18 protein-coding genes are annotated in these 19267 nt (G+C 39.5%); 2 read left to right on the forward strand and 16 right to left on the reverse strand.

What is annotated here, in order from left to right; translation table 11 throughout:
- Positions 1-17: 17 nt before the first annotated feature.
- The 3 genes from A6754_RS15650 to A6754_RS15660 form a co-directional block, all read right to left on the reverse strand.
- Entirely contained in the window at positions 18-632 is a 615-nt protein-coding gene (locus tag A6754_RS15650) for a TVP38/TMEM64 family protein (protein ID WP_066447712.1), read from the reverse strand.
- A gap of 87 nt (positions 633-719) precedes the next feature.
- Positions 720-1661 (reverse strand): LCP family protein, encoded by a 942-nt coding sequence (locus A6754_RS15655; RefSeq protein ID WP_082851706.1) that lies wholly within the window; start codon positions 1659-1661, stop codon positions 720-722.
- 356 nt (positions 1662-2017) lie between these two features.
- Positions 2018-4003 (reverse strand): S9 family peptidase, encoded by a 1986-nt coding sequence (locus A6754_RS15660; RefSeq protein ID WP_066447716.1) that lies wholly within the window; start codon positions 4001-4003, stop codon positions 2018-2020.
- A gap of 233 nt (positions 4004-4236) precedes the next feature.
- Between A6754_RS15660 and A6754_RS15665 the strand changes: the two genes are divergently transcribed.
- Positions 4237-4635 carry a YhjD family protein gene (locus tag A6754_RS15665; protein ID WP_066447720.1) on the forward strand — a complete coding sequence of 133 codons (399 nt, stop codon included), beginning with the start codon at positions 4237-4239 and terminating at the stop codon, positions 4633-4635.
- A gap of 109 nt (positions 4636-4744) precedes the next feature.
- On the opposite strand, the gene A6754_RS15670 is transcribed toward A6754_RS15665, so the two are convergent.
- Positions 4745-5284 (reverse strand): competence protein ComK, encoded by a 540-nt coding sequence (locus A6754_RS15670; protein ID WP_066447723.1) that lies wholly within the window; start codon positions 5282-5284, stop codon positions 4745-4747.
- A 193-nt stretch (positions 5285-5477) separates the two neighbouring features.
- Here A6754_RS15670 and A6754_RS15675 point away from each other — a divergent pair, with 193 nt between their 5' ends.
- The gene (locus A6754_RS15675; RefSeq protein ID WP_066447725.1) at positions 5478-5714 is read left to right on the forward strand and encodes an IDEAL domain-containing protein; all 237 of its coding nucleotides are present in this window, start codon (positions 5478-5480) and stop codon (positions 5712-5714) included.
- Between the two features lie 61 nt (positions 5715-5775).
- Here A6754_RS15675 and A6754_RS15680 read toward each other — a convergent pair whose 3' ends face one another.
- The 12 genes from A6754_RS15680 to A6754_RS15740 form a co-directional block, all read right to left on the reverse strand.
- A complete protein-coding gene (locus A6754_RS15680) occupies positions 5776-7068 on the reverse strand; it encodes a M48 family metallopeptidase (protein WP_066447727.1) in 1293 nt (430 codons plus the stop codon).
- 112 nt (positions 7069-7180) lie between these two features.
- Positions 7181-7486, reverse strand: a complete 306-nt coding sequence (locus tag A6754_RS15685) for an AzlD domain-containing protein (protein ID WP_066447730.1) — start codon at positions 7484-7486, stop codon at positions 7181-7183.
- Positions 7476-8210, reverse strand: coding sequence for an AzlC family ABC transporter permease (locus A6754_RS15690; RefSeq protein WP_066447732.1), 735 nt, complete (start codon positions 8208-8210; stop codon positions 7476-7478). Before A6754_RS15690 ends, A6754_RS15685 begins: the two co-directional genes overlap by 11 nt.
- Positions 8211-8413: 203 nt before the next feature.
- Positions 8414-9208, reverse strand: coding sequence for an ABC transporter ATP-binding protein (locus tag A6754_RS15695; protein ID WP_066447733.1), 795 nt, complete (start codon positions 9206-9208; stop codon positions 8414-8416).
- A complete protein-coding gene (locus A6754_RS15700; protein ID WP_066447736.1) occupies positions 9183-10190 on the reverse strand; it encodes an ABC transporter permease in 1008 nt (335 codons plus the stop codon). The genes A6754_RS15695 and A6754_RS15700 overlap by 26 nt, the downstream gene beginning before the upstream one ends.
- Positions 10191-10218: 28 nt before the next feature.
- On the reverse strand, positions 10219-11208 hold the full coding sequence (locus A6754_RS15705) for an ABC transporter substrate-binding protein (RefSeq protein WP_066447739.1): 990 nt from the start codon (positions 11206-11208) through the stop codon (positions 10219-10221).
- A gap of 505 nt (positions 11209-11713) precedes the next feature.
- Positions 11714-12493 carry an enoyl-CoA hydratase-related protein gene (locus A6754_RS15715; protein WP_066447745.1) on the reverse strand — a complete coding sequence of 260 codons (780 nt, stop codon included), beginning with the start codon at positions 12491-12493 and terminating at the stop codon, positions 11714-11716.
- Between the two features lie 142 nt (positions 12494-12635).
- On the reverse strand, positions 12636-14189 hold the full coding sequence (locus A6754_RS15720) for a fatty acid--CoA ligase family protein (protein ID WP_066447746.1): 1554 nt from the start codon (positions 14187-14189) through the stop codon (positions 12636-12638).
- 150 nt (positions 14190-14339) lie between these two features.
- Positions 14340-15329, reverse strand: coding sequence for a lipoate--protein ligase (gene lplA, locus A6754_RS15725; protein ID WP_066447748.1), 990 nt, complete (start codon positions 15327-15329; stop codon positions 14340-14342).
- A 13-nt stretch (positions 15330-15342) separates the two neighbouring features.
- Complete coding sequence (locus A6754_RS15730; RefSeq protein ID WP_066447751.1) at positions 15343-16077, reverse strand: MBL fold metallo-hydrolase; 735 nt, start codon at positions 16075-16077, stop codon at positions 15343-15345.
- A gap of 315 nt (positions 16078-16392) precedes the next feature.
- Positions 16393-18561, reverse strand: coding sequence for a YhgE/Pip domain-containing protein (locus A6754_RS15735; RefSeq protein WP_066447753.1), 2169 nt, complete (start codon positions 18559-18561; stop codon positions 16393-16395).
- Positions 18562-18632: 71 nt separating this feature from the next.
- Positions 18633-19205 (reverse strand): TetR/AcrR family transcriptional regulator, encoded by a 573-nt coding sequence (locus A6754_RS15740; RefSeq protein WP_066447756.1) that lies wholly within the window; start codon positions 19203-19205, stop codon positions 18633-18635.
- Positions 19206-19267: the final 62 nt, after the last annotated feature.

The raw sequence follows: 19267 nt of genomic DNA on the forward strand, positions 1-19267 counted from the left end.
CAGCCCCAGCAGACATTTTATTTCTGCTGCTGGTTATCTACTCTCGTATTTAACTTTAGCTCAATTCTTTTTCCAACATACCATAAAATAAAGATTACCACCGCCACGATGGCTGTCCGGATTGGTTGTGTTATGAGAGCGCGAATATCATAGCCTACAAAACTCATTGTAAAAATCATAACAATTTTCCCGGCACCGACTGCCAGCATATATTGGTAAACGCTGATTTTGGACAATCCAGCAACAATATTGACAATAGCAGATGGCGTAAAAGGAAAACATAAAAGAATAAATAAAGGTCCAAATCCATGGCGTTCTACCCAGCTTACAAGTTTTTGGACTTTTTGGTGTCTATTAATAAATCCCAACACTCTTTTTTGCCCATATTTCCGTATAATTAAGAACACCAGCAGTGCACCTGCCGTCGCTCCCACCCATGAAAAAAGGAAACCAAACCATAAACCAAATGCATTTGCATTTGCCATAACAAATAAGAAAAGCGGCAGGAATGGAAGGAAGGCTTCCAGTAATGGCAATAGAATGCCCGGAAGCGGACCTAGTGACCGATACTCTTCAATTAAATCCATAACATTTTCCATTGTAAACCAATCTCTAAATAATTCTAGATCCAAATGAAATCACCTTTTCTCTCCTAAAAAAACAGCATAATACTCTCTATTCTTTCTCTTTACCTCATTTTCTGCCCTTTTACACTCTGCTTATTCTGATGGAGATAAAAACTCGCGAATCGCTGTTTTATTCTGCTCTAAATCCACTGTAAGAACTTGTGCACCATTGATTGTCGTTTCTTCAAATGCCCCATCAACAGGAACCCGCATTGTTTGAATAACAGGCGCACCGCCTGTCAAAACATCTTTTCCCATGTATAACATATTGCCTGTCCCCATATTCGTGTTAATATAAGGCGTTACCACACCCACTAATTTTGGAAGCTTTGTTAGTGTCTGCAGGCTCGTAAACTGATTTGCAACCTCTTTAAGTACCGTTTGCTGGCGTTCAACACGGTTAAAATCACCTCTGGCATCATGACGGAAACGAACATAACCGAGTAAATGCTTTCCATCCAATCGCTGCAAGCCCGGCTCAAGTGTCACACCGATTTTTTCACTCATTGCTTTTTCTACTTCTATTTCCACTCCGTTCGGAAAAGCCTCATCAATCACATGAACAAAACCATCAAAATCGATAATGGCATAGTATTGTAAATCGATATCGAAATTTTCTTTAATGGTTTGTCTTAATAACTCAGGACCGCCTTGAGATAATGCTGTATTAATTCTGCTTTCACCATACCCTGGAATATTTACATACATATCCCGCATAAAAGACATCAGCTTATATGTGCCGTTGTCAGGATGATATTGAGCCACCATAATGGTATCTGCTCTTGCATTTTCTTCCCCGCGTGAATCACTTCCAAGCAGTAATATATTTGTTCCGCCGTATTGGTCCTGTTCACCATTAAATTCATATTCTTCTTCCTGCACTTCTGATTGCTCTTGCGCTGCTGACATACCTTGTTTAAATTGATAATAGGAATAAATAAGTACAGCGGCAATGATCAGCAATAGTATTGCAACGATGGACTTCCATCTTCTCTTTTTTCTTTTCTTCACCATTTGGTGTCTTTCAGATCTCATGATATAAAATCCTTTCTGAATACAAAATACAACAATCTGATTAATCTATAAGAAGAGAAATCAATTTCTCTCGAATAGTAAGACTGCATTTTTATATAAAAAGTTTCCTTAAAAATGTGGTATTTTCTGCCTTCCTCTTCTATTTTGCCTCTATTATCATTTTTTTGCAATTCACATACTTCTATTAATTATTATATATGTGCTTATGAACTATTTAAAAATGTTAATACATTAACTAGCTATGCTTTCCACAATTACTGCTCACTGAATCATTAGCTTGCTTCTATTCTATCTTAACTATAAGAACAAAAGAAAACACCGCAGCCAATTAGGCAAATACGGTGTTTTTTTCTTTTTTATAAGTGGTCATTAAACCAGCCTGTAATATAGTTTAGTCTATCTATTCTCAAGTTCGGCTTTCCGCTTCTTGATAGTTCATGATTAGATTCAGGGAAACGAACAAATTTCGTTTCTTTTTTCCGGTGCTTCAGTGCAATAAATAATTGCTCAGCCTGCTCAATTGGACAGCGATAATCCTTTTCACCATGCAAAATGAGCAGAGGTGTTTCTATGTTATTTACATAAGCAAGCGGAGAATGCTTCCATAGTTTCTCAATATTATTCAAGTCGGATTGAATTTGCCAGTCAGTGAAATAATATCCGATATCACTTACACCATAGAAGCTGATCCAATTAGATATGGATCTTTGTGTTACAGCTGCCTTAAAGCGATTCGTATGACCAACAATCCAGTTTGTCATAAATCCGCCATAGCTGCCCCCAGTAACACCGAGTCGATTCTCGTCAATAAAATCATAGTTAGCGAGGACGTGGTCAACTGCTTCCATAATATCTTCGTAGTCCTTGCCGCCATAATCTCCTCTTACTGCATCAACAAACTTCTGGCCATATCCATGACTTCCGCGCGGGTTGATAAATAGGACTGCATTTCCTTGTGCTGTAAGGCATTGGAACTCATGAAAATACGAATTAGCGTACATTGCATGTGGCCCGCCATGGATCTCCACAACAAGAGGGAATTTCTCTCCTTCTTTATATCCAGCAGGCTTCATGAGCCAGCCGTGAATGTCCCAATTATCGGAAGACTTAAACTGCAATGGCTCTGCGTCAGCTAATTCCACTTCCTGTAAAAACTCAGCGTTGACACTTGTAAGTCTTTTTAATTCTCCTGTTGTGATTGTTAAATGATATAAGTCACCAGGCTCCGATGGTTTACTGATCGCAACCACAGCTTTGTCAAGACTTCCTCCGGTTGTCAGTCCATATACATGCTGACATTCATGAAGGGCTGGATACATTTCCCCATCAACAGAACCATAGTAAACAGCTGTACTGCCATGATCCGTTGTAATGAAATAAAAACTGCGGCTGTCTTCTCCCCAAAGAATGCCCGAATTAACCGCCCCCTGCTGGAAATCACCAATGGCAAAATCGCCAACAAGAGTATCCCATTCTTCAGTCAGACATGTTAAGGATTCTTCTTCAAGCTGATAGAGCCAGACTTTTGTTAATGTGGCATTTTCATATTCTCGCGTATGTCCTGTCATTCCTAAATATTTACCATCCGGAGAATAAGATATATTTCCAAAAAAGCCTGTACCATTGGTTAGATTTTTCAGTTCTTTGGAAGATACATCTAATAAGAAGACATCATTCTGAAAAGAGAAATCTAAATCCTCTGCTAAATCTGCAGTCACAATTAATTTTTCTCCATCAGGCGACCAGCAATGTACATGATAATCATGCTGCCCGGACGTGACCAATTCAACTTCTCCTGTATTCACATCAACAATAGCAGCATACTTGTATTTGCCATCCCAAAAGCCTGCAGCATCGGACTTATGCTTCATCTTATCAATTTCTAGAGGAGCCGGCTTTTCCTTTTTATCTTTTTCAGGCTGATCTGAAACCGCCTCTCCCTCTTTTAAAGAGGTGTTAAAAGCAATTTTTGTTCCGTCTGGCGACCAAATTGGATTTGACGCACCATGAAGGCATGATGTTACCTGACGAGCTTCACCGCCATCTTTATTCAATATGTATATTTGTGATTTTTCATCACGGTCAGACACAAAAGCAATCCTCTTTCCATCAGGCGACCAGCGCGGAGAATGATTTCTTGCCTTTCCGAATGTCCATTGTATTTCTTGTCCTTGCTCTGTATTCATATAATAAATATTCGAGTTATACCCGTTTTTCTCTTCGCTGGCAATCGTTTGGGTATAAACTAGGTCACTGCCGTTAGCAGCAAGCTGAGGATCCACAACCGACTTTAAGTTATATAAGTCCTCAGCCTTTATATTGCGCAATTGCTTCTTTTCCATCTTTTCATCCCCTTATTTAATATTACACCCCCAATATTTCGACATCTGAAATAAATCCCCTTCTTATTTCTACAATTTTTTTTAATGAGATAGACATATTAAGAATAGAAGCAAATTCCACATCATCACAAAATAAGAAAATGATTTTTGGGAAACAGTTGCGATGTTAAGAAATCCATTGTAGAATAAAAATAAGAACATGTGTTCTATTTTAAGTGAGGGAGCAGGAAATCATGACGAGAATTCCAGAAGCAGATCGGGACATCATGGAGCAAGCCATCTATTTGCCGATGGTCTTAACAATATTAAACCGCGATCTTCAAGTCATCCAAAAGAGCCCTTTTAAATTGAAGCAGCCTTATTTGAATTTAGTGGAAGAAACACTGAAGGTGATCCAGAGGGAACTGGCTGAGGTTAAACAGTATATGAACAAAAATCGCCTGAAAGTACAGCAGATCAAGAGTGATGATGCGTTCACGATGTTTATGTTTCTATACAAAGGATATGAAGAACATCATAATTATTTTAATCCGCGGATCCGCAATAAAGTTCAGGAGCTTCTTGAATATTATTTATTCAAGAGATACATGATCCAGCTAAAGATTTCTGAACGGAAACGCTCTGAAGCATAAACTTTTAAAAAGTGAGGAAATAGAATTTGTCACATCAGCTAACTAGCAGTTCCAGGTGTCTTTCCATGACCTCACCTGCTCAGGTTACACTATTGGTTGCCTTAGGATCTCAACCTTTTTTAGCCGCCGACATTCTTGGTCTATTTTCACTTACAAAATAAATCGTTTTTCTTTCTGATTCTTCAATTCTGCTCATTAAGGTTGTTTTTAATAGTGCCGTACGCAGGAGCTGGTTTGTAAATGTATTGTATGAAACAGGCAGCCTGAGACTAAGCTTATTTCTGAACGTGATCTCTGTTTCTCCGCCTTCAATACGCTTATGTGAAAAAATATGCTCAGCTGAAATCCAAGTACATTCAATATTATGGGCAGATGCGGTAGGGAAAAAGTAAATATAGTTTGTGGAGTCAATGGTGATTGGTGCCTTATGAGTAATTCCAGTCAATTGCTTTGTGCCTTCTTTACGGCCTTCATAGCTTGATCCAAAGAACCTGCAGCCTTCCTTTATAATATCCAATGGTTTAAACGGGGAAGTCACTTCCTCATCTAATTCAAAAATTTGGGAGTATGTTTTACTGCCATATTGAATAGGGCGAATTAGCATGGTGTTAGGATTGATTTCATATTCCTCAATAATTGATTTACTCATTCCTTTCAGCTCCTTTTACATAATATCCCTTCAAGTATAACGAATTGTACAAGACATTAGGCTTAATTGTGCCAATATTCCTAAAATGTTCACATTTCACCCCAGTAATATTTATTTTCTAAAAATTCAAAAATCTAATGATAGCACATGCTCTCACCACATACACTATTAAAAAGCAGCTGAGGTGATTTTCATGAAAGATCAATCAAACACCGAACTGATGAAGGCTCGCGCGATGAAAAGAAAAAGATTGAAAGAAGATTTTATTCTAGAGCTCTATATTGACATGCTTGTGTATGAAGCTGAATTACTGCATAAAAAAGATTTACTGCTGAAAAAGATTGACCTTGCCATCGATCAGCGTGACAAGTCCCGGTTTATGACGCTGGCAAAGGAATATGCAGGGCTCACCAAACAATTTGGAACGTAAAAGAAAACCTCTCCTGCTAACAATAGAGGAGAGGTTTTTCTTTAATAAGGAACGAGCAGGGTTACTGACTCTGCTCGTTTTTTTCTTGATTTCTTTTTTGAATTTCGAACTCCTCGAGCATAGAAATCCGCTCAAGCATGGAAGGATGTCCGTATCGGAAGATCTTTACTAGAAGCGGCGGGTTCACTTGACTCCGTCCTGCACGAGTCAGCTCTTGAAAAGTGGCGATGGCTGCATCCGTGTTTTCAGTCATCTCAATTGCATAAGTATCTGCCCGTGTTTCCTGATATCGGGAAACTAGATTTTCAAAAGGACTTGCAGCAAATAGCAGCATTGAAACAATCATTAAAAATAACGGGAAAGAACGAATATCATGAACCGCTGGAATTCTCAGCGCTTTGCCAAAACGGGTAACAACCGCTTCCATTATTTTCGCAGCTAAAAACAAGCCAATTAAGGTGAGCAGCAAATAACCAGCAATGCCAATATAAATATGCTTTTCCACATAATGAGCCATTTCATGTGCCATGATGAAGAGAATTTGCTCATCATCCAGTCTGTTTAACGTCGTATCCCAAAGCACGATTCTTGAATTAGAACCAATGCCCGTCACATAAGCATTCAGAGCATTTGTTTTCTCAGCCATATTTACTTCGAACACGTGCTCAGCAGGAATATTCGCCTGGTCAGCAAGGTTTAAGATCTTCTCTTCAAGCTCTTGGTTTTTTAACGGGTAAAAGTCATTGTATAACGGGTCAATGATCACCGGCTGTAAAAACATGATAAATAGTGAAAATGGCACAGATAGAAGCCAGGCGTACAGCCACCATCGTTTGATGCTTTTTTGCATGAGCCAATAGAGGACGGCTGCAATGACAGCCATTGTGCCAAAATTAATCCAGAAATCGATTAGCTCATCCTTCATCCAGCTGCTGAAGCTTTGTGTTGAGATATTATAGGTTTTAGATAAAGAATAGCTGATATAACTTAAAGGCAATGTTGCTGCAAACGCAATAAATGAAAGCCATGCCACATATATAATGGTTTGCACAAATTTATATGTTGAAGATTGCTCTGCCCATTTTTTAAAAACGCCTGAAAGGCCAAATAATAAGATAAAAAGATAAAGGAGCCATTCAAATGGCGTTGACAAAAAGAAGAGCAGATTTCTAATTTTCGAATATTCCTCACTCAGCATCAGCTCTCTGCCATTTAAAAACGTGGCAGGGTCTGCGCGCGAACCTTCATATTCAAACGGAAGACTTGCATCCGCAAAATAAAATAAATACCAATAAAAAAATAACCCATATAAACAATAGGCTAAAATTCCATATAAGCCAATTTTCCTTGCCATCTCATCCCCCCTTGTACAAACTTGTCATTATTAGTGTAGTATAAAACACAAAAATTAGAACTGTTAATTTGGACAATCCGAAGATGAGATTACATTTTATAAATAAAGAAGACTAAATCAAATAAGAATAGACTGCTAAACAAGCAATTGATCCAAGAACCACAAAAATGACATTCACCCCTAAATACGCCAATATAAAGGCTGCACTGGCTCCAAGCAGACCAAACCAAATATCTTCCCCGATAAATAAAACGCCAGGGAAAATTAATGCACCTAAGGTTGCATAAGGAACATTTTGCAGGACACCTTGAACAAAGGAAGGCAGCTCTGCCCCTTTAAAAAGGAGAAAAGGAAGCAGGCGAGGAAGATATGTAACAACACCCATTCCAATGATCATCCACATGATTTCACTGCTCATTGTACTTCCTGCCTCCTTCTTTTATGTATTGTACAGCCTCAACCACTACTGCAGAGATAAGTGTAGCAGCCACAATCGACCACCCTGTAGATAAACTCTCAGTAACTGTGAAAATACTATTCAAGCAGGCTGAGGTTGCCGCAAGAATGACCACTTTCACCCCTTTTTTCATAGAAGGCACAAGCAGTCCAATAAACATGGCATAAAGAGCGACCGACATGCTGTCTTGTAACACAGCTGGGATGCTCGCACCAATCACATGGCCAACTCCCGAGAAGACAACCCAGCTTGCATAGGCAATCAGATTAACACCCAGCATATACCCTGCTGTAATCTTCCCTTCCTTTACAGCAGCTATAGAGAAAGTTTCATCCGTAATGCCAAACGAATAAACAGCCTTCGATAAGGTTGAATCATCCTCTGCTTTTTCATTTAGAGCTGCTGACATCAGAAAATGTCTGATATTCACAATAAATGTTGTTGTAATGATCTCAAAAATACTCGTTCCTAATGTAAGCATGGTCAGCGACATATATTGAGAAGCACCAGCAAACACAATCATACTCATCATAACAGTTTCCGCAAGCGTTAAGCCTGTCGACTTAGCTAATAGACCAAACGTTAACGCGATCGGTGCATAGCCGATTGCGATCGACAGCCCTGAATGCAGCCCTTTTTTAAAATCAGAGGGAGAAGTCTGTTCTTTCATTGCAATTTCAGTCATACTGTAACCACCTTACTAAAAAGTGTAAACAAAGCGTAATGTTTTTTTCACTGAATCTTCTATCATACATATACACATTCTAACATTTCTATTATATATACGTTACTCGCTTTCAAGCCATTATGTATTACTAATAAGGAGTATTTATTCATGCAAAGGCAGGATCACCCAAGTAGCTGATCCTGCCTTTTTCGAACATATCATTAAATTAAAATAGCTTGGTCATTGGTTAACTGTTCACCGCGAATGCGCTGGAATTCTTCTAGAAGACTTGTAACAGTCAGCCCTTGCTTTTGCTCTTCAGTTGCTTCCATAATAATTTGGCCTTTATCCATCATAATCAGTTTATTCCCAAGATCAAGTGCCTGCTGCATATTATGGGTCACCATTAAGGTCGTAAGTCCAAAATTGGCCACAATGGTTTTCGTCAGTTCTGTAATCAGCTCGGCTCTTGAAGGATCAAGTGCAGCCGTATGCTCATCCAGCAGCAAAATTTTCGGTTCAGTAAAAGTCGCCATTAATAAGGACAATGCTTGACGTTCTCCTCCTGATAAAAGACCAACCTTTGCCTGCAGGCGATTTTCCAATCCTAGGTGAAGCATTTCAAGCTTTTCCTGAAAGAAACTGCGTCTGTTCTTTGCTACTCCCATTTTCAATCCGCGCCGGCGTGTTCTCGTATATGCAATAGCCAGGTTTTCTTCAATCGTCATGGAAGGAGCTGTACCAGCCATAGGATCCTGAAAGACTCTTCCGATAAGCTCTGAACGTTTATGTTCTTTCCAAAACGTTACATCACTTTCAGCGATCCTGACTTCCCCAACATCGGGTATCATTTTTCCAGAGATTACATTCATCAATGTAGACTTGCCTGCACCATTGCTGCCAATGACGGTCATAAAGTCACCAGGTGCAAGATGTAGATTGAGATTTTTGAGCGCCGCCTTCTCGTCCGCGGTTCCCTCATTAAACACTTTATGAATCTGTTTTAGCTGCAGCAAGCTGTTCACCACTCTTTTCCATCATGTTTCTGCTTACCTCTGCCATTCTTCTTTTACGCCGCTGCCTTTCACGCTGATTTTCAATCAGCTTTGGAATGACAAGGGCACCGATGACAATTAAAGCAGTAATAAGCTTCATATCTCCTGTATCAAGAAACTCTACACGAAGTGCCAGCGTTACAATAATTCGATAAAGGATTGCTCCGCCGATGATGGCAAGTGTTGCTCTCATAATTGTTTTTGCTCCAAAGACGGCTTCACCTATAATGACAGAAGCAAGCCCAATTACAATCATTCCAATTCCCATTCCCACATCACTAAAACCATTATATTGGGCAATTAATCCTCCAGAAAGGGCAACGAGTGCATTGGATAATCCAAGGCCAAGCACCTTCAATAAATCTGTATTGGCTGAGAAGCTGCGAATCATTGTTTCATTATCTCCTGCCGCCCGAATGGCCAACCCGATATCTGTTTTTAAGAACCAGTCAATCAGGAATTTAAACAAAAAGGCAAGCAGCAGCATCAGGACAATAATTCCCCATGTTTTTGGAATAAATCCTGGCATCATACTCTCCAAAAACTCATCAATCCCTAAGCTTTTCCAGAATGAAGTAAGCTTTGTCATCATCGTTTCTTCAGATAGTAAAGGTATATTTGATTTCCCCATTATTCTTAAGTTAATTGAATATAAGGCAATCATCATAAGAATCCCTGATAATAAAGGATTAATTTTTCCTTTAGTATGAAGCAGACCTGTTAAGCAGCCTGCCAGAAAACCGCTGAGCATGGCTGCGGCAGTGGCGATAAATGGATTTACTCCTCCGACGATCAGCACCGCAGCAACAGCTGCACCAGTCACAAAGCTGCCATCGACCGTTAAATCGGGAAAATCAAGGATTCTAAATGATAAATACACGCCCAATGCCATTAAGGCATATATCGCACCTGCCTCTATAGAGTTAAAAATTGCAATAGGCATAAAAGCTCTTCCTTTCTATTTGCCGCTATTATTCTTCAAACTCCGCAATCTCTTCCCATTCTGTCTTTAGTTCTACACCCATTTCAGCTGCAGCGTTTTTATTGATTAATAGCTTTAGATTTTGAGGATATTGAACAGGAAGCTCGGAAGGCTGTTTTTCTCCCTTTAATACTTGTGCTGCCATGATGCCTGCTTCATAGCCAATATCATCATAATTAAATCCATATGCAGCAAAGCCCCCGCGGCTGACAGAATCCAATTCCCCAACAAACAGCGGAAGGTCCTCATCATTTGCCACTTGAATAACAGATTCAAGCGCTGAAACAACGGTATTATCTGTAATAATATAGATCATATCTGCTTTACCAATTAGAGATTCGGCAGCCTGCTTTACTTCTGATGAATTTGAAACCGTCGCTTCTACTAGTGATAAATCTGTAGATTCCATTGCCTCTTTTACAAGATTGATTTGCGCAACAGAATTTTGTTCACCAGCATTATAAACCACTCCAACACTGTCACCGTCCATCTCTTCGTCCATAAACTTAACCGTATTAGGAATAGCATCTGGATGATTGTCGATCGTACCCGTAATATTTTCACCTGGCTCATCTACTGACTTTACCAGTTCAGCACCGACAGGATCTGTAACAGATGTAAAGATAATCGGAATATCACTTGTCGCATTCAGAGCACTCAGTGCGCTTGGAGTTGAATTAGCAAAAATCAGATCCACACCATCTCCAACAAAATTGTTTGCAATGGTTTGATTATTATTTTGATCTCCCTGTGCAATTTGCACATCATATTCAACTTCAAGGCCTTCCTCTTCAAGCGCCTTTTTAAATCCTTCAAACGCAGCATCCAAAGATGGATGTTCAACCAATTGTGTAACACCTATTTTATAAGCATCCTCACCACCGCTATTACTGTTTGCATCATCACCGCTTGCAGAACTTCCGCAGCCGCTGAGCAGCAGCATACTTAATAACCCTGCACTATAAATTAATTTTTTCATTTCTTGCTCCCCCTCTACTTTAACGCTTTTATGCTTTTATTCACTAAATTATAAATCCGATGGAGAGCAAACACAAGAGATTTTTTGTAATTGGGAGATAATTATGAAATTTTTATGTCAAGAGTTGTACATTTAAAATAAGGCTGCGGGAGTACTGCAGATTATAGCATCGTTAAATGAGGGGATTTATCAGGGGAATTCCGATTACTTTATGATTGAATTTGCATTTTTCTATTCTAAAAATGAGGGAGATTCCCTTTTAATCGAAGTTTTCAAAGCATATTTATGGAGATCCTATCAAAATTTCCGATTTTCCTATCAAACTTATTGCTTTTCCTATCAAACTTCCCCGCTTTCCTATCAAAATAAAAGCTTTTCCTATCAAATCAGCAAAGTTTCCTATCAAATACCAGCACCCGCCTAATAGTCGCCTCACCACCTATTTATATCTTTCAAACTAAAAAAGATCATACCCCAAAGTATGATCTTAACGCCATTCACTTTATTACTCCCCTTTAAAAACAGGTGCTCTTTTTTCCGCAAAGGCCTCCAATGCTTCTACCCTGTCTTTTGTCGGAATTGTTACTTCATATGCTTTTCTCTCTATCTGTAATCCTGTTTGCAGATCGGTATTCATGCCTTGTTTAATCGCAAATTTCGCCTGCTGAAGGGCAATCGGGCCGTTTTTGAGTAAGAGCTCAGCAAACGCATGGCATTCATCTAATACATGCAGCGGCTTTTCGGATACCCCTGTCACTAGTCCCCATTCCAGTGCTTCTTCTGCTATGAATCGCTTTGCCGTTAAAATGAGTTCAAGTGCCTTTGCTTCTCCAATAATCCGCGGAAGCCTTTGTGTTCCGCCTGCCCCTGGAATAATCCCGAGACTGGTCTCCGTTAATCCCATTTTGGCATCTCTCACAGCAAATCGAAAATCACATGATAAAGCCATTTCCATGCCGCCTCCGAAGGCAAAACCATTAATCGCCGCAATGGTAGGCTGGGGGAGTGTGTCTATTGCTGTAAACACCTCTCCAATTTTATAAATATTGCGGCGTACTTCTTCCTGAGACAATGTTTTGCGTTCTTTAAGATCAGCACCCACACTAAATGACTTTTCACCCGCTCCCGTAAAAATAACGGCTCTGATATCCTTATCTATCCGGATTCCTTCTATTACATTTTGAAGTTCATTAAGCATTTCATAATTAAAGGCATTTAAAGCATCTGGGCGATTTAGACGGATCACACTGATAAAATCAAACTTCTCTACTAAGATACAACTCATGACTGCCCCTCCTCGTATACATCTATCTAAATACTATTCAAGAACAAACAATGTAAACCCTTTCAATCTTCTAAATAAAAACAAAACCGCTATAAAGCTCATGCAGGAATCACATAAACCTTCAAGCGGTCTGCTCGGCATATTATTTTGCTGCCAGCTTATTCCGTAATGCTCTGCGCAATATTTTTCCAGTTGTATTTTTCGGCAGCTCATCAATAAATTCAATTGAAGCTGGAACTTTGTATTTTGCCAGGTGCGCACCGCAGTAACTTAACAAGTCTATTTCCGTCAGCTGCGGATTTCTGCTGACAATAAAACAGTGCACCGCTTCTCCTAAGTTAGCATCTGGAACTCCAAGGACAGCTGTTTCAATTACATCTGGATGATCATATAAAACTTCCTCTACTTCCCGCGGATATACATTGTAGCCGCCGACAATGATCATGTCCTTTTTTCGATCCACAATATAAAAATAGCCTTCATCATCCTGTCTGGCTAAATCTCCCGTGTACAGCCATCCTTCTCGCAGAGCTGCTGCTGTATCCTCCGGTGCGTTGTAATAGCCCTTCATGACATTCGGACCGCGGACAATTAATTCACCGACTTCCCCGAGCTTAACTTCTTCACCAAGTTCATTTACAATTTTATTCTCAACATCAATGATGGACTTTCCTATAGATCCAGGCTTTCTCGGGGAATCTAAAGGATTAAAGCAGGTCACTGGAGAAGCCTCAGACAATCCGTAGCCTTCCGAGATTACAACATTAAATTTCTTTTCAAAACTGGTTAAAAGGGCTACAGGCATAGATGCACCGCCGGAAATACAGAGACGCAGGCTTTCAAGTGCAGCAGCTTCACCTTCTTCATATTGAAGAAGGAAATTATACATCGTGGGCACCCCTGCAAAAACAGTCGGCTTATATTCCTTCGCCAGCTTAAAGATTTCTTTTGGACTAAACTTCGGATCAATTAAAATGGTTGCTCCATTCAAAAGGGGAGCATTTAAGGCAACGGTTAAACAAAACACATGAAACATTGGCAACGTGGTAATTACAATATCATTTTCATTCATATGAAGAAAATCGCTCACACTTTTGGCATTGCTGTATAAATTACCATGTGTCAGTATGGCACCTTTTGGTTTTCCAGTTGTTCCTGACGTATACAGAATTACAGCCGCATCAGTATCTGCTGTATCAGGACCTTGATAGTGAAGACTTCCTTCAGAAAGTAAATGTGTAAACGATTTCATTTTACTAGACTGTGTTATGGAAGAATCAGCTTGTTGGGCTGCCTGTCCATTCGGTGTTTCACATACAATAAAATGTTCAACTGACGGCAGCGCCTGATGCATTTTTTCGGCAAGCGGCATAAGTAAATCAAGCATAATTACAACCTTAGCATCGCCGTTATTCACAATATAAGCAATTTCATCCGGTGTGTAAATTGGATTAATAGGGATCACAGTAGCCCCTAGTCTAAGAGCTCCATGCAGTGAGATCACAAAATGCGGTGAGTTCCCAAGCAGCAAAGCAATATGATCGCCTTGCTTTACCCCTAAATCAGCCAGTGCTGAAGCAAACTTTGTAACAGCTCCATCTAATTCAGCATATGTGCTGCTTTCTCCCATAAAATAATACGCAGTTCTGCTTCCATTTTTTAAAGCTGTCTCATGCAGTTGCTTTGTCAAATTCATCCTTTCATCCCCTTTGAATGACAATATGAATGAGCAATCATTCATTTTATAATTAAAAATTTTCTAAATATAATTATAGTAAAAGATCTTTCCTCCCGCAATAGCTGGAGAAAAAAGAAGTGCAAAATACGCACTTCTCTCTGTTTTCCATCAATATATTAATTGCAAAAAATCTTCCATCGTAATATTTCCAAAATAATGCTTGATGTCTGTACCTTTTAAAGCTTCTTCAATTGCAGCTCTTTCATAGCGCTGACCAGTCAGCTTTTCTTCAATTTCACCTACATCACCTACACCAAAAAAGTCACCATATATTTTGCATTCTTCAATGATTCCTTTATTGACATTTAGTCTGATATCAATGGAACCAACTGGAAAGCGGTGAGAATGCTGCAAATCAAATTTCGGAGATTTTCCATAATTCCAATCCCAGTTCTGGTATCTTTCTTTAGAAAGCTGATGGATTTTTTCCCAATCTTCCTCTGTCAGGACATATTCAGGAATATCGTCAATATCACCAAAGATATTTTTTAATAGAAGTGTACGGAATTCCTCAATTGTTACCTTTTCATGCAGGAATTCTGAGATGTTTGCCACTCTGCTTCGAATCGATTTAATTCCTTTAGATTCAATTTTATCCTTCTTAACTCTTAAGGAAGATACAACATGATCAATCTCAGAATCAAACATTAAAGTGCCATGACTAAACATTCTGCCTCTAGTAGAAAATTGTGCGTTGCCGGAAATCTTGCGCCCCTCAACCGTTAAGTCATTGCGGCCGCTAAGCTCTGCATTAACACCAAGCTTTTTCAATGCGTTAACAACAGGCTCGGTAAATTTACGGAAGTTATGAAAGCTTTCACCATCGTCTTTTGTAATAAAACTAAAATTTAGATTTCCAAGATCATGGTAAACCGCTCCTCCGCCAGAGAGTCTGCGCACGACTGTAATCCCATTCTTTTCAACATACTCGGTGCTGATCTCTTCAATCGTATTTTGGTTTTTACCGATAATAATGGAAGGAGCATTAATGTAAAACAATAAATATGTTTCATTGATGTCCAAGTTTTTTAATGCGTATTCTTCAATCGCAAGGTTAATTTGCGGATCGTTAATGCCTTTGTTATCTATAAATAACATTTCAATTCACTCCTCAAATATGTAAGCATTCACCTGTTTTTGCAAGCGATATAGGGCCTTTGAACACTTGTCCAGCCTCTTCAATCAGCATTTCAAGTTTACCATAATGGGGTAAATGAGTTAAGACTAAGTGCCCAGCATTCGCGTTATTTGCGAGCTTCCCTCCATCAAAACTATTCATGTGCCCTGCATTTCTGCCATCCTGATCTCCATAAAAATTACACTCAGCTACTAACAAATCTGCACCTTGACTAAAGCCGGCCAATTCATCCTTGTAGGCAGTATCTGCCGTGTATACCAGCATTTTTCCGCCGGCTTCAATGCGCATGGCATAACAAAGCACAGGATGAACCGTTTCCATAAAGGTAATTTTAAATGGTCCTACTGTTAATGGCTGATTAGGATTATACTTAATGCCTTTTGTAATATTTTTATAAGTAAGCTTTTTAAATTCAGTTCCATCTCCATCATGAGCGTATATAGGCAGTTCCGGCATGTCTTTTCCTAGGAATCCCTGAATTAATCTGGCATGCTGCAGAACACCGATATCTGCATTATGATCTGGATGATAATGTGAAAGAATAACAGCATCCAGTTGTTCCGGCTGAATATACTCCTGCATTTTCGAAAGCACACCGCTGCCGCAATCTACAAGCAGCTTAAAACCTTCATGTTCTAAAAGATAGCCAGAACTTGCTTCGTTCATCTTTGGATAGCCGCCCCAGCAGCCAATAATCGTTAGTTTCATCCGATAACCTCCAAATTAAATTTCTTAATTCCAATATACTTTATCATGTCCATAAATTCACTTTTTTGATATTGGGATCGGAAAATTGCGCCTCTCTCTATTAAAACATCTTTTTCAGCAACTTGAAGTGTGTATTCTCACTGCTATAGGCATCAAAAAAACCCAAACAAATCTGCAGACCATCAACTAATTGTTTGGGCTTTCCCTGGGCTTAAAATTTATGACTCAGCCTCACTATATCTCAAAAAAGAAAAATAGTGGGTAAAGCCATCCGTCAATGACCTTCCCCACTAATTCTTAGTATGTTAATTACAATCAATGTGTTAAGGATTCTGAACCCCCGTGCAATCGTTTATATAATAATTGAAAATACAGCATGCTTCCCATTATGAAAACAATCATATATCCTGCTAAGAAGCTTGCATTATGCCACATGGAGCTGAAGTCTCCGCTAGAAATGACTGCTCTAAAGCCAGCAACAGAATAAGTCATTGGCAGAAGGGCGTGAATTGGCTGTAAAACATCTGGAATTAACTCGAGCGGGAATGTCCCTGCACTAGTTGTGAGCTGCAGAATTAAGATGATTATGGCGATAAAACGGCCAGGATCTCCTAAACTTGTAACCAGGAACTGGATGATTGCTATATAGGTTAAGCTTGTGATGATCGCAAAAAGAATAAACAAGCCTACATTTTGCACCTCAAGGTTTAATCCTGCCAGCATCACAAACGATGCAATCAGTGCTTGAATCACACCTACACCTGCAATCACGCCAAATTTGCCGATAAACCAACTGAATGCATTTTTAGGCTCTGCAGCAGGTTCTTTCACCGGAAAAACAATTGTAAGCAATAAGGCACCGACAAACAATCCCAGTGATAAAAAGTAAGGCGTTAAGCCAGTTCCGTAATTTGGCACATCACTGATGCCATCAGAGTCGAGTTCTACTGGACTCGCCATCATATTAACTGTCTGGTCTGTAGCGTGAACGGAACTAGCCTGATCGGCACCTTTAGCTAAACTGTCTGCAAGCTGGCCAGAACCATCAGACATTTTGGCGTTTCCATTTGCAAGCTTTGTTGAACCGTCCGATAATTTTTTGGTACCATCTGCAAAACTAGCAGATCCATTCGTAAGCTCACCAACACCTCCAGATAATACACCTGCTCCTTTAGCAAGCTCAGCTGCTCCTGTCTTTGCTTCTGTAAATTTAGCAGCAAATTGCTCCATGCCTGCTTGAAAGTCTGAATGTCCTTGCACAAGTGAGTCAGATCCGCTTTTTAAAGCGGAAGCCCCTTCTGCAAGTTTTTGTATTCCTTGCTGTAATCCTGTTTGACCTTCATGTAAGCCCGTTAGTCCAGCAGCAAGCTCGGTCGCACCAGCAGACAAATCGGAAGCAGAGTCTGCAAGCTGTGTTGTTCCAGCTATAAGACTTTCTAAACTTGATTCTAAAGCAACTCTTTCAGGTGAATCTTCTGGAAGCTGGGAGATCATTGCCTGCAGATTAGCCTTTAAATCTTTAATACCATTACTTACCTTTTCAGCACTAGATTCCCACTGTACTAAAGATGATGATAGTGTTTTTGCACCAGACTCTAATTCTTCTGTGCCGCCTGTTAAAGCAGGAAGTTTTTCGTCAACAGCATGGATCCCTTCCTCAGTCTGCTGAATGCCTGATGCTAAATCACTTTGACCGGCTGCTAGCTGTCCTGCTGCTCCTTCAAGCTGTTTATGTCCTTCCTCCAGCTGCTGCATGCCGCTGGCCAAATTTCCGGCACCATTTGCAATCTCTTTTGAACCACTATTGATTTCACCTACTCCATTATTAAATGCAATGGATTTTTCTGCTAATGTGACTAGATTCTTATGCAGTTCTCCTGACCCCGTTTTTAAATCTTTGGCAGCTGCATCAAGCTCAGCAGCACCATCACTTGCCTCTCCAAGACCGTCAGCAACCTCTGTCATTTTATCAAACATCTTTTCAGCGTAAGTTTCCGTAATTTTTTCTGATAGAGATGATTTAATCTTTTCGATTGCTGAATCTCCTATTTTTCCGGATAAAAAGTTGTAGCCTTCGTTCGTAACATATTTTAAATCTAATTTCTCAGGGTGATCTTTCAGCAAAGTTGTCGCGTTTTCAGAGAAATTTTGAGGAATCTCAACGAGCAAATAATATTGTTCATTTTTAAGATCCTCATATGCTTTGTCTTTTTCTAGAAAATGAAAGGAAAAATCAGCGCTTTCCTTTAAGTTTTCCACCAGATCATTTCCCAGCTGCAGTTCTTCACCTTCAAAATCAGCACCTTTGTCGTCGTTTACAATCGCAACAGGCAATTGATCTAAATGTCCATATGGATCCCAAAATGCCCAAAGAAACATGCCCGCATATAAGATGGGGATAAATAAAATAGCCATAATTGGAATCAGCACTTTTTTATTGCCGAAAATGGATTTAAGTTCTGCTTTTAGTAAACTTCCCTTCATAGATGTCCTTCCTCCAGTACTGTTGACCATAATGTTCAATTGGTCATTTTAATGAAAAAATGGAGGATTATCTACACAGATAATCCTTTAAATACGTATTGCTCAAATATTTTTGCTATCCTCTCCTTTTCGAGAGGTTCGTGCCCTTTCTCCCAATCAAATATGAGTGAGACATACAGTTTTAACATAATAAAGGCGGTCAATTCTGGATCACATGCTTGTATCTCACCTTTTTTAATTGCCTCAATCACCTTTTCCTTCACATAATGGATAATGGCAGCCTCCAGCCTCGTCATCACCTCTAATACAGCAGGTGTGCCCATTTCCTTTTCTTCCTGAAAGAGCTTGATTGTCAGCTGATGCTGTTTGCGGAATTCCAGGATTTTGTAAAGTGCCCGATGGACATTTTCGTGAAAAGGCAGCTCAGGATCAATCGCCTCGTCGGCTTCCCTTTTCATTTCAGAAATTAATGTTGAAATGATTTCATCAAAGAGCTCCTCTTTGTTTTTAAAAAAAGTATAAATTGTTCCTTTACCTACATTTGCAATTTTTGCTACCTGATCCATCGTTGTTGCTTTGTAGCCAAATAAAGAAAAGCTCTTTGTTGCTGCCTCAATGATTAATCTTTTACGATCAACAGACATTCCTTCACCTCACAACTGACCAAATGAACAAATCGGTCAATTTTCATAAAAATAATTTAGCA

This window comes from Cytobacillus gottheilii (genome assembly GCF_001636345.1).
GTDB classification, from domain to species: Bacteria; Bacillota; Bacilli; order Bacillales; family Cytobacillaceae; genus Cytobacillus; species Cytobacillus gottheilii.